13 protein-coding genes and 1 pseudogene are annotated in these 14,114 nt (G+C 60.9%); 3 read left to right on the top strand and 11 right to left on the bottom strand.

Translation table 11 applies throughout. The features are described from left to right. Nucleotides 1–548 (top strand): TetR/AcrR family transcriptional regulator (locus AB4Y42_RS37780; RefSeq protein ID WP_368697076.1); only part of this gene is annotated, 548 nt, incomplete at its 5' end. Between the two features lie 545 nt (nucleotides 549–1,093). Here AB4Y42_RS37780 and AB4Y42_RS37775 read toward each other — a convergent pair. From AB4Y42_RS37775 to AB4Y42_RS37725, 11 genes and pseudogenes are all read right to left on the bottom strand, one after another. Next, complete coding sequence (locus tag AB4Y42_RS37775) at nucleotides 1,094–2,515, bottom strand: MFS transporter (RefSeq protein ID WP_368697075.1); 1,422 nt, start codon at nucleotides 2,513–2,515, stop codon at nucleotides 1,094–1,096. Between the two features lie 137 nt (nucleotides 2,516–2,652). Further along, on the bottom strand, nucleotides 2,653–3,210 hold the full coding sequence (phnN, locus tag AB4Y42_RS37770; RefSeq protein WP_368697074.1) for a phosphonate metabolism protein/1,5-bisphosphokinase (PRPP-forming) PhnN: 558 nt from the start codon (nucleotides 3,208–3,210) through the stop codon (nucleotides 2,653–2,655). A gap of 10 nt (nucleotides 3,211–3,220) precedes the next feature. Beyond that, entirely contained in the window at nucleotides 3,221–4,375 is a 1,155-nt protein-coding gene (locus AB4Y42_RS37765) for an alpha-D-ribose 1-methylphosphonate 5-triphosphate diphosphatase (protein WP_368697073.1), read from the bottom strand. Then, the gene (gene phnL / locus AB4Y42_RS37760; protein WP_368697072.1) at nucleotides 4,372–5,094 is read right to left on the bottom strand and encodes a phosphonate C-P lyase system protein PhnL; all 723 of its coding nucleotides are present in this window, start codon (nucleotides 5,092–5,094) and stop codon (nucleotides 4,372–4,374) included. The genes AB4Y42_RS37765 and phnL overlap by 4 nt, the downstream gene beginning before the upstream one ends. Before the next feature lie 9 nt (nucleotides 5,095–5,103). Continuing rightward, nucleotides 5,104–5,934, bottom strand: a complete 831-nt coding sequence (locus tag AB4Y42_RS37755) for an ATP-binding cassette domain-containing protein (protein ID WP_368697071.1) — start codon at nucleotides 5,932–5,934, stop codon at nucleotides 5,104–5,106. Beyond that, nucleotides 5,931–6,851: an alpha-D-ribose 1-methylphosphonate 5-phosphate C-P-lyase PhnJ gene (locus tag AB4Y42_RS37750; protein ID WP_368697070.1), complete on the bottom strand. Its 921-nt coding sequence runs from the start codon at nucleotides 6,849–6,851 to the stop codon at nucleotides 5,931–5,933. The genes AB4Y42_RS37755 and AB4Y42_RS37750 overlap by 4 nt, the downstream gene beginning before the upstream one ends. Next, nucleotides 6,848–7,978: a carbon-phosphorus lyase complex subunit PhnI gene (locus tag AB4Y42_RS37745; RefSeq protein ID WP_368697069.1), complete on the bottom strand. Its 1,131-nt coding sequence runs from the start codon at nucleotides 7,976–7,978 to the stop codon at nucleotides 6,848–6,850. The genes AB4Y42_RS37750 and AB4Y42_RS37745 overlap by 4 nt, the downstream gene beginning before the upstream one ends. Beyond that, nucleotides 7,978–8,556: a phosphonate C-P lyase system protein PhnH gene (phnH, locus tag AB4Y42_RS37740; protein WP_368697068.1), complete on the bottom strand. Its 579-nt coding sequence runs from the start codon at nucleotides 8,554–8,556 to the stop codon at nucleotides 7,978–7,980. Before phnH ends, AB4Y42_RS37745 begins: the two co-directional genes overlap by 1 nt. Beyond that, complete coding sequence (gene phnG / locus AB4Y42_RS37735) at nucleotides 8,546–9,022, bottom strand: phosphonate C-P lyase system protein PhnG (protein ID WP_368697067.1); 477 nt, start codon at nucleotides 9,020–9,022, stop codon at nucleotides 8,546–8,548. Before phnG ends, phnH begins: the two co-directional genes overlap by 11 nt. A gap of 118 nt (nucleotides 9,023–9,140) precedes the next feature. Beyond that, on the bottom strand, nucleotides 9,141–9,872 hold the full coding sequence (gene phnF, locus AB4Y42_RS37730) for a phosphonate metabolism transcriptional regulator PhnF (protein WP_368697066.1): 732 nt from the start codon (nucleotides 9,870–9,872) through the stop codon (nucleotides 9,141–9,143). Nucleotides 9,873–10,671: 799 nt separating this feature from the next. Next, nucleotides 10,672–11,996: pseudogene (locus AB4Y42_RS37725) on the bottom strand (IS256 family transposase). A 439-nt stretch (nucleotides 11,997–12,435) separates the two neighbouring features. Here AB4Y42_RS37725 and AB4Y42_RS37720 point away from each other — a divergent pair. Together AB4Y42_RS37720 and AB4Y42_RS37715 are read left to right on the top strand one after the other, a co-directional pair. Next, the gene (locus tag AB4Y42_RS37720; protein WP_368697065.1) at nucleotides 12,436–12,978 is read left to right on the top strand and encodes an SDR family NAD(P)-dependent oxidoreductase; all 543 of its coding nucleotides are present in this window, start codon (nucleotides 12,436–12,438) and stop codon (nucleotides 12,976–12,978) included. Between the two features lie 250 nt (nucleotides 12,979–13,228). Then, nucleotides 13,229–13,930 carry an IS6 family transposase gene (locus AB4Y42_RS37715; RefSeq protein WP_368697030.1) on the top strand — a complete coding sequence of 234 codons (702 nt, stop codon included), beginning with the start codon at nucleotides 13,229–13,231 and terminating at the stop codon, nucleotides 13,928–13,930. Nucleotides 13,931–14,114: the final 184 nt, after the last annotated feature.

The raw sequence follows: 14,114 nt of genomic DNA, 5'->3' as shown, positions 1-14,114 counted from the left end.
AGGCGATTCAGGTGTTCTGGTCGAAAGGCTACGACGGAGTGACGATTGACGATCTCGTCACCGGGATGGGTGTGGGACGGCCGAGCCTGTATGCCGTCTTTGGGGACAAGCGGGCGATATTCTTGCGGGTCCTTAAGGCGTACGCAGAACGGAAAGGCGCAACAGCCGCGAAGGCACTCCTCTCACCACAGGGTCTTCGCGACTCGATCTTGGGCTTTCTGAGGTACGCCGTCGAAAGTGCGACCGAGAAAGGGTCTGCCCGGGGCTGCCTTATGATATGCGTCGCCCCGCTCGTAAACGAAGCTGAAGTTCAGCAATTCCTGCAGAGTGCGGTCGCGGGCGGGACGGCGCTGGTGGAACGTCGTTTTCAGGACGGGATCAGTGCCGGAGAAATCCCACCTGACTTTCCCGTCGCCGCGCGCGCAACCCAAGTCACAGATTTAGCGCGTGGGCTAACCATGCGTGCGCAGATGGGCGCGCCGCGCAAGATGCTCCTCAAAGATGCTGAGGAAGCGACGGACCTAGTGCTCCTGCCTAGGCGCGCCTGACGGGTTATCGGAAACCTTAAAAAACTGGTAACTGCCGCTCAGCTCGATCGCCTGATGGGCAGCCGGTCCAGAACGTTGAATAGCTGTCAACATACGGCGGCGAGCGCCAGAAGGCCCGGCTGAACTGCTGTCTCTAAACGGTGGTCTGGATGACCGGACAGCTCCGCAAGCTGCCCTTGGGCCGCGACTGCACGACCGGCTGCTGTGGGTCGATATGACCCGTTCGCTTTTACCTGAAAGCGACACTCATTTCGCAGGCGGTACACGGGCCGCCCGCCCCCCTCAGCTGCAGCGCCCAGGATTTCGCTGACGCCTTGAAATGTTCGCCTGTCGAATCTTGACACTACAGATCAGACGGAGAAAGCGTTCCTTAAACTAACCGATATTTCTCTTTCACCACGCCCGCTAAGCCGCGGTGAATACGTTCGCGTGACGTTTTAGAGATCGTCGCAGCTGCCATGTTGACGAAAAAATGAAAAGGGCCACAGAGAATTTTCTGCAGCCCTTTGAGTCTCCAACCGTCTGTGCTTTGCGCGCTCAAAATATTACTGCGCGGCGGCACCCGTCAATGCATCATCGCTACCCTCCTCCAGCGAAATATTGCGGGTTTCGCGTCCCTTGACCCACCAGATCGCGGCGGCAACCGGGCCGGGCAGAGCGAGCGCCAGCAGGACAAGCAACGGTGCGGAAGGTGTGCCCGTCGAACTGAAAGCACTCGTCAACAGCAGCGGCGTAGCCATTGCGCCCACTCGACCAAATGCAACGGATATGCCCAAACCCGAGGCGCGCAGCCGTGTCGGCAGGATTTCAGCCGATACCACGTAAGCCGAGATATAGCCCCATGTCACGCCGAACTGGATCAGACAGTAACCGAACGCCATGGAAGGCAGCGATTGTGCGAAGTACACCACCAGAATCGCGAGCACGGTAAACGTGTAGCTCGTGAAAAGCGAAGAGCGACGCCCCCACGCTTCGAGTACATATGAAGCCAGCAGGCCGCCCAGCAACGCCGCTATGTTGCCGTAAATGTAGTAGATCGGCATCGCGGCAGCAGGCACTTTCATGTACGGCAAAATAACGAGTGCCATCAACGACAGTACGCCATATACAACGACGGCCTGCGAAAAGTTCAGGGCACTGGCAAGGCTGCACGGACCGCGATAGCGTCCAGCCAGTTCACCAATGTTGCGCCAGAACGTCGGGTGTGCCGGCACCATCATGGTGGGTTCATAGCGCTTCTGCGCTTCGGTTTCTGCACTGATCCCCGCGCCCTTTGCATACGCGGCAATTTCATCGACGATTGCCTCGGCTTCAGCCACGCGCCCTTGCTGCAGCAGCCAGCGCGGAGATTCGGGAATCACGCGGCGAATCCAGAAGAAAATCAGGGCCATCGTGGTACCCAGGCCAAAGCCCACTCGCCACGCCACGTCGGGAGAAAGGTGGTTGAGCGCGAAGTACGAAACAATGGCCGACAACACGGCGCCGAGCGGAAACCCGGACAGGATCAGCGAGTCGGTTCGTCCGCGATTGCGGCGCGGGATGAACTCGCCCATGGTCGCCGTCACGGCGGAGTATTCGCCGCCCACGGCGAGCGCGGTCAGTGCGCGGAATACGAGGAAGGAGTTGTAATCCCACGCGAAGATGGTTGCTACGCTGAACGCGGCATACCACAGGAGCGTAGCAAGAAACAGGCGTTTTCGGCCAAAACGATCCGCCAGGTAGCCGAAGGCCACCGCGCCGACCAGAATGCCGAGCACCCACACGCTCACTGCCAGCGAGCTTTGGGCGGCATCGAGGTGCCAAAGCGCCTTGATCGTACCGAACACGCTACCGATGATATTGGTTTCAAACGAATCAAGCGTCCAGCCCACTCCCAGCGCGACCGTTAGCAGGGTGTGGAAGCGTGTCCACGGCATGTGATCGAGCCTGGTTAAGGCGTCGGTCTTGATGGTGGTTCGGGAAGTCATGTCGATATGCTCCTTTCCTGATCTGGATATTTATTTGCAATGCTAAGTAAATTGAAATATTGACGACACAATCTGGCGCTAACGCGCGGATTAGCTGGCCATAGCGCTCCTCATGGGACGGGCGGACTTTCCGCGCATCACGATTGCTCCGCGCAACGCAGAATCAGCGAAACCAGCGCCTGCCCCGCCTCTTTGAGATCGCCGTCATTACGGATGATTTCCACCTGGCTGGACGACCGCTCGAGCAAGCGATTGCGCTGCAGGCGCTGCGCAACTTGCTCCGGCGTTTCGCGGCCGCGCGCCATAAGGCGTTCCCGCAGTACCGCTTCCGGCACGGCAATCTCCACCGGCACGAGATACGGGTAGCGTTCACGCGCCTGCGGCAGGTACTCGCGCGATCCGTTCATCACGACGGTCAACCCCTTGTCCAGCCAGTGGTCGATCTCGGCCCCGATGCCGTATTGCAACCCATTGCTCGCCCAGTCCAAAGCAAACAGGTTCGAGTTGCTGCGCGCCGCGAACTCTCCCGGACTCAGGGCGACGTGATTTTCGCCACCGGCGTCCGCTGCGCGCGTGATGTAGCGGTGAGCAAAGCAGATCCGGGCGTGGCTGGACAGTTGTTCGCGCGCATGGCGTAACAGGCTGTCCTTGCCGCTACCGGAAGGGCCGCTTACATAGATCAGCTTGCCTGACATGGACCCGGCCTCAATGTTGCACCCGGCTCGCGCCGAGCACGAGCTTGCCCCGCGACCACACCTGGTCGGCATGCGGCAGGCCGCCAACGCGCTGGACTGCGACGAGATCGGCACGTTTGCCCACCGCGATCTCGCCGCGGTCGTACAGCCCGGCGGCCCGCGCGGGATTGCGCGTCACGAGCAGTACCGCATGCGCAAGCGAAATGTCCGCGACCTCGGGCAGCTTGAACGTGGCCGGCAGCAACGAGGCGGGCGAGTAGTCGCCGCACAGACAGTCCGCGACGCCTGCCAGCACGGCGTCGAGCGCGCGCATATTGCCCGACTGCGACTTGCCGCGCAGGATGTTCGGCGCGCCGAACAGCGTGGCAATGCCGTGGCTGCGCGCGGCCTGGGTCGTTTCGAGATTGATCGGAAACTCCGAGACCGTCGCACCGAGATCGCATACCAATTCGACCTTGGTCGCTGAATCGTCGTCGTGACTTGCAATCGCAACGCCATTGGCAAGCGCCAGCTTAGCTAGCTGCTGCATGCGCTCGACCGCGCCTTTCGCTGCTTCCGCCTTTTGCTTCACGATTTCGTCGAGCGTGGCATCGTCGGCCTTGTAGGCGTTCGCAAGATAGTTGCGGAACGACTCCACGTCGCGAAACTGACCCTGGCCCGGGCTGTGATCCATGAACGAAATCATGTCAATCACGCCCTCTTCCATCAGGCCAGACAGAACGGGAGGGGCGGTCACGTCGGTTACCTCGAAGCGCGCATGGAACTTGTTGTCGATCAATGCATGCGCTTGCCAGGCGTGGATCGCGCGGCCGAGCGCGGCTGCGGTTTCGTTGTTGCGCACGCCGAACTCGCGGTTCGCGAATGACAGCGCATGAAATACCGTGGTGATTCCCGCGGACGCATTGCGCTTATCTGCCTGCGCGCAGGCGAAGTCAAACGGAAAGTGCACGCCTGGACGAGGTTCAACCTCTTTTTCCAGCGAGTCGCAGTGCAGGTCGATCATCCCCGGCATCAGGGTATGGTCTTTCAGGTCGATCACCGTTGCATCGCCGGCACCCTCAGGATCGAGTGCGGCAATCTTGCCGTCCTCGATGAGCACGGCCAGTTTCTGGCGCACTTCGTCAGCGAGAACGACGGTGGCGTTCGTCAGGAGTTGGCGGCTCATAGCGTGGTCGCCTCGGAAAGAGATTGGCGGACAACCGGCGGCGCCAGTTCGATCACCTGGTCGGCAAGGCACGTGACCAGCTCGGGATGATGGAAGATGGCGAGCATCGCCACGCCTTCCGCCTTGATCGCCTGCAGGATCTCCACCACCTTGTCGGTGGTGCGAGGATCGAGGCTCGCGGTCGGTTCGTCGAGCAGCAGCAGGCGCGGGCGAGCGGCCAGGCCACGCGCGAGGTTGACGCGCTGCTTTTCACCGCCCGAGAATGTCGCAGGCGGCACTTCCCAAAGTCGCTCGGGCACGTTCAGCGCATCGAGCAGTCCACGCGCCTTGTCGCGCGCGTCGGCACGCGTCGCGCCGCGCACGAGCATCGGCTCGGCCACGACATCGACGGCGGCCTTGCGCGGCAGGCAGTGCAGGAACTGCGTGACGAAGCCAATCTCGTGCTTGCGCAGCGCGAGCACCTCGTGCTCGGACGCCTGCGCGAGATCGACCGTGTCGCCCGCAACGGTGCGGTACAGCGCTCGCCCGGCGCTCGGCAGGTAAGTACGGTAGATGCACTTCAGCACGGACGACTTGCCCGCACCGGTCGGGCCGATCAGCGCAGACAACGCACCGGGTTCGACGGTGAAGGACACGTTCGCGCACGACGGAATGGTCTTGTTCTGGTCATGCAGCGTGAAGTGTTTGCTCAGGTTTTCAACAGTCAGGATCGCGGACATGGGTTTACCTCAGAGAGCGGAGGCCACAAGCCGCTGCGTGTACGCATGCTGCGGGTCTTCGAGGATCTGGTCGGTCAGGCCCGACTCGATGATGCGGCCGTACTTCATGACGATGGTGCGGCCCGCGAGCAGGCGGATCACACCGAGATCGTGCGTCACTGCAATCATCGCGGTACCGAGTTCCTGCTGGATCTCAAGGATCAGGTCCAGAATGCGCGCCTGCACCGAGAGATCGAGTCCGGTGGTCACTTCGTCGAGGAACAGCAGCGGCGGACGGGTTGCGAGCGCCTTTGCGATCTGCACGCGCTGCTGCATGCCGCCCGAAAACTTCTTCGGGGATTCATCCATGCGCTCCGGCAGTACCTCGGTGCGCGAGAGCAGATCGCGCGCGCGTTCGCGGATTTCGCCGTACAGCGTCACATCGTTCATCAGCAGGCGCTCGGCGATATTGCCACCCGCCGATACGTTGAAATTCAAGCCAAGGTGCGGGTTCTGGTACACCATGCCGAAACGATGGTTGCGCAACCAGCGCTGTTCGGCGGCGTTCGCTGCGAAGAGGTCCGAGTCGTTCTCGTCGTCGAAGAAGCGCGCCGAACCCGCGGTCGGCTTTTCATCGAAATAGAGCGTCTTGACGACGGTCGACTTGCCCGATCCTGATTCGCCCATGATGCCGAGGATCTCGCCGGGCTTCAGGTCGAAGCTGACATTGTGGGCTGCCACCACCGACCCGCAATGCGGGCAAATGTTGGTGTCCTGTTCAGGCCCGGTGCTCTCGATACATCGTTCGCAGCCCGAACCATGGATCCTGGTCAAGCCGCGCACTTGAAGAATGGGGCTCACTGTGCGGCTCCTTCAGTCGTTGCCTCGGCCTTCGCATGGATGTGGCCGTTGCGATAATCGTTGCAGTAGTCCGAATCCGAGCACTGGTACGACTTGCCGCCGTCATCGCCAATGATCTCGTCGAGAAAGCTTTCGGTCGAGCCGCAGCGCAAGCAGGCGCGGCGCTGGCCGTACTCGTCGCGGAAGTCTTCGGTACGGAACGGCACGTCGTCGAACGCGAGCGGGACCGCACGCGTGTACGGGGGCACCGCGTAGATCTTCTTCTCGCGGCCCGCGCCGAGCAGTACCAGCGCAGCGGACATGTGCAGCTGCGGCACGTCGTAGCGCGGGATCGGGCTCGGGTCGATCACGTAGTGGCCGTTGATACGCGTCGGGTAGCGATGCGAAATCGTGATTTCGTCGAACTGCACGATGTCTTCGTAGAGCTTGGTCAAGAGGCGCGAATAGTCGCCCTCGCCGTGCATGGTCTTGCGGCGAGCCTCGGAGGGTTCCACCACGACCAGCGGATCGGGATACGGCACCTGCAGGACCAGGATCTGCTTTTCGGTCAACGCCACCTCGGGAATGCGGTGGCGCGACTGGATCAGCGTGGCCTCGCCGGTATGCTCGGTGGTTTGCACGCCCTCGCAGGTCAGTTCTACGAAATGACGCAGATTGACCGCGTTCACGGAGTCGTCCGAACCCTGGTCGATCACTTTGAGCGTGTCGTCAGGCCCAACGAGGGACAGCGTCAGTTGCAGACCGCCAGTTCCAAACCCGCGCCCCATCGGCATTTCGCGCGACGCATACGGTGTCTGGTAGCCGGGCACGCAGATCGCCTTGATCACCGCGCGGCGGATTTCCCGCTTCGCATATTCATCGAGAAAGCCGAAGCTGTAACCCGCCTCGTCGAGCGGCAGTTCGTAGAGTTCGTTCATTGCTCGACTCCTTGTTCATCCTGTTCGGCGTGCTTGCCCGCAGCCTTTTCCTGCGTCGTGCGCAACCGGTCCATGTCAGACTGGAACGTGACGTAGTGCGGCATCTTGTAGTGGCTCGCAAAACCCATCGAATCCACGCCATCGATATGCAGCAGCACGAATTCGGGGTCTTCCGACGGATTGGTCGGACCGTCACGCATGCCGTTCTGCAGCGAACGGTCGAGCACCGCCATCGAGATTGCCTTGACTTCGTTATGGCCGAAACACGCGCCATAGCCGAGCGTGAAGACGGGCGGACCATCGCTGTCATCGCTCTCGTACATCGCCACCATCTCGCACTCGGTCATCAGGACTTCGCCCGCCTCGACGAGTTCGCCGGTGACCGGATGGGGAATGCGCACCGGCACGTAGCCCACACGCAGTTCGGCCACCGTCGGGTGCACATCGCCGTAGCCGCGCATGTTCGAGTACGCAATCGCAAGCAGCGAACCGGTCTCGGCGCGCGCCATGGTTGCGAGCGCGGCGGAGCGCGGCACCGGGAAGATCAGCGGGTCGCGCGTGACGTCGAACGGTTCGGCCTGCGACGGCTGGAGCTTCGGCAGCAGCCCCTCCTCACGCAGCGCGTCGACCACCTTCGGGAAGGTGTCGGGCAGGTCGCTTTCATCGATCGAGTCGAGGAACGTGCGTGCGACAGAGCGAAACGCTTCGGGCGATTCGTTGGCGACGTCCAGACGCATGAGACGCAGCGCGTAGTCGTTAGTCGGCCCGAGCATCTGGCCGCCAGGAATATCCTTGAACGCACTCGAGATGCGGCGGATCACACGCATTTCACGGGTATGCTGTACGGGCGCCTCGAGCAGCCGGGGTTTCGTCGAGCGATAGGCGCGCAGTGCAAACGCCGCTTCGAGCGTGTCACCTTGCATCTGTTTGATCGCGAGCGCGGCGAGACGCGGGTGATACAAGCCACCTTCCGAAACCACTCGCGAGGTGAGCGAGCGAAGCTGGTGTTCGATGGTCTGCAGGGTCAACGGCGTGCCGTGTTCCCCCTCGGCCGTACGCAGCGCTTCGACGACCCGCTCCGCGCCCCGGATTGCCCTTCCGCCGCCCTTGATAGCTACATAGCCCATTACCGGTCTCCCTCTGCGGCAACCTTGACCGTTCTCGGCAGTGCGACGACGCTGTGTTCGCCCAGAAGCGCCACATCGACACCGAGCGGGAAGGCGCTATTCCACTTCCTGCGCAGCTTCCACCATTGCGGGTCGATACCCGTCACCTGTAGCGAAGTGCTGCTCTGGATGCCGGGCCCGCTGAGAATCAATCCTGAGCCCTGCCCGATTTCATCCGCGATCAGGATGAGTGTTGCGCCCTTCTCCGGACTGTCGAGCATGCCGAGTGCAGGTTCAAAATCGGGTGCTTGACTGCCCGGCATCACGACGAACCGGGCCTGGTCTGCACCCGCGGACTTCGCACCGAGTCGCTGACGGTCTGCCGCATCAACCAGCTCGCAAGGGTCGGCCAGCGTGGTTGCGGGATCGGCCAGCGTGGCAAGCACGATAGGCAGCACATGTGCGGCCTGCGTCTCGAGTTTGACAATGCGGCCGGGATAGGAAAATGCGTCCACGATGCTGCGAAACGCGCGCTGCTGAGCCAGCGGAGTCCAGTCGGTCGGGTGCGAGACGATACGCGTCTCCAGCTTATTCATCATCGTCCTCCTGTGTGGCGAGCAACGAGAAGTCCACGCGCGTGGCGGCCAGCAGCTTCTTGCGATCGGCGGCGGTGGCTTCGACGGCCCGCTTGCCTTCGTGAAGCAGTTTCATGGCGTCTTCGTGCCCGGGCCAGACGGCGGCAGTTACCGCGTCGAGAATCGCGAGCGCGCGAATCAGGCTGGTGCGGTCATCCATGACAATCGCGGCGCCTTCGGCGGTGCTGCCTTGCGGGTTGGTTAGGCGCACATGCGCCTTGGCGACCGGAATCTCCCCGAGGTAATAAATCTCGCCCATGGCAGCGTCAGCAAGCGGCACCAAGGCGAGGCCGGATTGCGGGATTTCCAGGTCTGCCACCTGACATCGCTCACTGAGGTGATGCGCGAGTTCGCGAATGCGCTGGGCCGGGACGTTCATCCAGTAGCGCATCCAGTCGCCGCGCGCGGGCTGCAGCGATTTCGCTTCCATTAGCATTCCTTTCTAATATCCATATGAATGGACAGATATGAAAATCAGTAAATCGTCCTGTTGGGTCGCATGCGCCACGCAGGCCTGAAACTTTGAACGTGGCGACGCCCTGACCCGGTTACACCAGCGGAATGCGCAACTGAACGCGGTCCGCGCGAAACCGGGTAATCACATACTCGACCGGGTGGTTGTCGCGCTCATCCACGTTCACGCTCTTCACCCGCAAGACGGGCTGGTTTTGCGGCATGCCGAGGATTCGCGCATCGTCCCCCTGGGGTAACACTGCCGTGACGGCGCTATCGACACGACGTAGCTGGCAGCCGTACTCCGCGCTCAGAAAAGCGTGAAGGGAGTCGCCCTGATAGCTGTCCAGCAGATCGGGGAAACGCTGTGCTGGCAAAAAATGCGAAATCAGACACATCGGCTTGCCGTCCACGCTTCGCAACGTTTCCAGCCAATGCACGGGCGCGCCTTCCGATATGGCAAGGCGTTCGGCAATGCGCATGCTTGCAGGCAAGGTCTGCTTGCGCAGGACGCGGTTTCCGGCCTGCAAACCTTGAGCGTTCAGGTTTTCGGTAAAACGCGTGGTCTTGCCGATCTGGTAGTCGATCTGGTTATTGAGCACCAGGATGCCGCGGCCGTGACGGCGCTCCACCAGGCCTGCATCGACCAACTCGTCAATCGCACGACGCAGTGTGTGCCGGTTCACTCCAAAGCGCGAAGCGAGCTCGGCCTCGGATGGAAGGTAGTCGCCAGGTGCATACAGGCTGACGATATCCTGTTCCAGTTGCCGTGCTATTTGGGCATACAGGGAGGCGCCCTGCTCTCGAGTGACCGCGTACAAGCTCATATCCGGTTATCTAGATAAGTAGATAAGCGAATACTACAAAAGGTTTGTGACAGATGCGTGATGGATGAACGGCAGGTTGCCGATATCCAACCCAATGCCATCCGTCGGCCTGTCATCGCTCAAAACGGCGAGATCATGGGACTGTCACGCTGCCCGTCTTCGGTTGAACGACGTTCGAATGGGACATGCATGTAAGCCGGGACCGCGCGATCCTGACGCCTGCACTGACGCGCCTTTGCGAAAGCTGCTGAGCCTCACTCACGAAGGTCATGCATGAAGCTTTCGGTTGCGCCATGGTGATGCTCTGTTACCTGCCGGCGCTACACATCTCCGACCACGTGCTGCACCCGGATCATTCACCGGTACAACTTGCGCTCTGAAAAACTCATGAGAAGCTGAAACTGTCGCGAACGTCAGTCCCGAGTGTCTTGGCAACGCGGTTGACGCGCTCCACACGCGCGTTTTTTCATCCACCACGTTAAAACACGCGATATCACACGCAAGCTCACCAACAGGGAAGACTGCCCTCGATGAGGCGCACGGGTTTCTTATTGATGTCCTTTCCCCTCTTGTCACTTTGGTCTGGTGGCTACACCGTCACGACAGGAAGTGAATTCACCGCATCCCAAATCAACGGCCACCGCCTTCGGAGTCAGCTTATGAAGATTCGCCGGTTTACCTACAAACCCAACGGGGACTCGGTGACCCGCATTTCGAGCGAACGGATGACGCTCTATGTACCCGACGAAGTTCCTGTGAGCAATCGTCAAGAGTGGTGTATGCGGGTCGGTCGGCGTGATCAGGCGGCCAGCGCTTGAGGAGCCGGTGTGCTTTCGATCACCGGGGTTCCATCCTTGAAGGGAATGCCCTTCAGAAGCGGTTCGATCTTGTCGACGCCGCGGATCTTCCTCCACGTCTGCTCGGCCGCTTCGATCAGCTTGAACGCCATCGCGAGGAAGGTCGAGCGCGACAGACAGTTGCGCGTGCGGCTCGTGCGATGGCGCACCGTCGCGAACGTCGATTCAATCGGATTCGTGGTCCGCACGTGCTGCCAGTGTTCGGCAGGGAAGTCGTAGAACGCGAGCAACGCGTCGCGATCTTTCATGAGCTTCTCGACGGCCTTTGGGTACTTGGCCGCGTACGTGTCGACGAACTGGTTGAACGCGACGATTGCATCGGCTCTCGTCGCGGCATTCCAGATCTCCGCGAGCGCCGCCTTGGCCTTGCCGTGCTGCGATTTGGGCATGACGTTGAGGATGTTGCCGATCTTGTGAAACCAACAGCGCTGGTGCCGTATCTGCGGGAACACCTCTTCAAGCGCCGCCCACAATCCCATCGCGCCGTCGCCGACCGCGAGCAGCGGTGGTGCCTGCAGGCCTCGTTTCTTCAGGTCGAGCAGCAGCTCTTTCCAGGATTCCTTCGATTCGCGATAACCGTCGCTGAGCGCCACGCGCTCCTTGCTGCCATCGGGCTTCACACCGATGATCACAGCAGGCACTGACCATCAGAATCCTCGGCGCGAGCCTGCGTGTGGATGCCGTCGGCCCACCAGTAGACCCAGCGCGAGCCCGACAGGTCGCGCTTGTTCCACTGCTCGAACTCTTCTGACCATGCGGCCTTCAGGCGGCTCACAACGCTCGCCGACAGCCCTTTGGCCTGCTCGCCGAGCAACTCGGACAGCGCGTCGCCCATGTCGCCCGTCGAGACGCCTCGCAGGTACAGCCACGGCAGCGACGACGACACTCGCGGGGACTTGCGCACGTAGGGCGGCACGACCGTCGAATTGAACTTCACGCCCGAACCCGAACGGTCTCGCACCTTTGGCACCTGAACGGGCACAGGGCCCACAGCCGTGACGATCTCGCGCTCTGGCAGATAGCCGTTGCGGACGACCGCCCTCCGGCCATCGATCGTCTTCACATTCGAATACTGCTCGAGCATTGTCGCCAGTTCCGCCTCAATTGCCTGCTGGATAATCCGCCGCGCCCCTTGCTGGATCAGATCGTCCAGGCCGGGCGTACCCTTGATGTCTGCTTCTGCCGTTTGACTGCCGCTCGTATCCTGCGTATGTTTCGCCATGGTGGTGGAGTTCGATTGAGGAAGTGTTACCGTGAGAAGCAACATTCTCCTTCAATCGCCACCGCCTTCTCCTGCCTCTTCCCTACGCCGCGTACACCACTTTCAACGATAGCTCAGTTCCTGTCGAGGTACTCCGGTTCTGGCTCGCGCGTCCTACCGTAGATCTGCCTCGACGCCTGTCGACGCTGCGGTACGTCCGACGGCGCGGAGGAGAAAACGCGTCCCGGCCACATACGTGATACAAGGGGCGCAAGCAATCTTCCCCTGATGACACGGAGACAACCTTAATCTATCTCCGTCGCGACACGAAGTGTGTCGCGACGCGGGGCCGACTGCGGACTGCCGTTGTCGGTCTAACAGTTCTGAAAGGAGGTCGGTGGCCATTTGCGAACTATCGCGCACAAAAACTCGTCTTTTCAAGCATTCCTGGTACGATCTGCGCCCGATATGGTCCAGTCCTCCTTCAAATGAACGGAGTGACAACATGTCAACCTTGCAAACCCCTATCGGTTCCGGATTCGGCCCGGCTTCCACCGCAGCCGAAGTCATTGCAGGCGTCGACCTGACTGGCAAGCACATTGTCGTCACAGGTGGGTATTCAGGAATCGGCGTTGAAACGGTCCGGGCTTTCCGCTCGGCCGGTGCGACGGTACTCGTACCCTCTCGCGACATGGGTAAAGCAAAGGAAGCGTTTCACGATATTCCCAGCGCGCTTCTGGACGAGATGGACCTGCTCGATCCGGATTCGATAGATAGGTATGCTGAACGTGTTCTCGCAACTACCGATGCGCTTCACATCCTCGTCAACAATGCAGGCGTCATGGCACCACCCTTGTCGCGGGATGCGCGTGGTTACGAATCCCAATTCTCCGCCAACCACCTCGGCCACTTCCAGCTCGTCTGCCGACTCTGGCCTGCTCTTCGGCGCGCCATGGGGCTCGTGTCGCGCGGACCGCTCGAGCATCCCACTCGCTGCTGGCGGAACGCACCGGTCAGTCACCTTGCGAGACTAGCCGACAGGCAGTAACACCGATGTGACGAATGTTACGGACAATTTGCAGCTGCAATCGTCGTACCCCACATTCCGGTCATGCCGGGCAGACCATGTTCGTCGGCGTGCGCGAATCGCCTTATCCCATTCGCTCCACGACTCGGGTGGGCAGCTGCGTACCGCTGCACGCCACGGCGGCGGCGCTCGCGCTGCTCTCGCAGCGGGGTTCTGTTGCAATAGCGGAGGCTGGTATGCTGCGGTACCATACAGAATGATGTGAACGATAATGAAAGCGCCGAGTCCAGCAGTGGCCAAAGTGCTGAAGCGATTGCACTATCCGCTCGAGATAATGTTGGTGTGCGTGCGTTGGTACGTGGCATACCCGCTGAGCTTGCGCAATCTGGAAGAGATGATGGCGGAACGCGGGATCTCGGTCGATCATTCGACCGTGCACCGGTGGGCCATCAAGCTTCTGCCTGTGGTTGAAAAGGCGTTCCGCCGCTGCAAGCGCCCGGGCGGTAAGAGTTGGCGTGTCGACGAGACCTACAGCAAAGTCAAAGGGCAATGGAAATATCTGTACCGCGCCGTCGACAAGGCCGGCAACACGGTTGACTTCCTGCTGCGAGCCAAGCGGGATAAGGAAGCGGCCCGACGGTACTTTGAGAAGGCCATCGATCAGAATGGCGCGCCCGAAACCGTCACCATCGACAAGAGTGGTGCCAATCTGGCCGGGCTGGACGCCGTGAACGCCGAGCGGGAGACGCCTATCAAGATCCGCCAGGTCAAGTATCTCAACAACATCGTGGAACAAGATCATCGGGCGATCAAGCGCCGTACCCGACCCATGTTGGGATTCAAGACATTTCGCTGCGCCCGGATCCTGCTGGGTGGAATCGAGACCATGCACATGATCGCGAAAGGCCAGATGATCGATGGCGCTGGACCGAAGCGCTCCGCTGCCGAGCAGTTCTATTTCATCACGATGTAAGTCGTCCTATCTATATCGTCTCGCTCCGGCCGGACTTTCTTACCGCGACAGAACCGAAGATCGTGCCGGCCGCGCAACTGGTTGAAATCAAGGACTGCGACCACTGGGCTCAGTACGAACAGCCGGAGGTTTTCAACCAGCGGAGTATCGCGTTTCTGCAAGGGGTTTGAGCGGGACATGCGGG

The sequence above is a fragment of the Paraburkholderia sp. EG286B genome, assembly GCF_040965655.1.
Lineage (GTDB): Bacteria > Pseudomonadota > Gammaproteobacteria > Burkholderiales > Burkholderiaceae > Paraburkholderia.
This window is presented reverse-complemented; position numbering and strand designations above follow the sequence as displayed.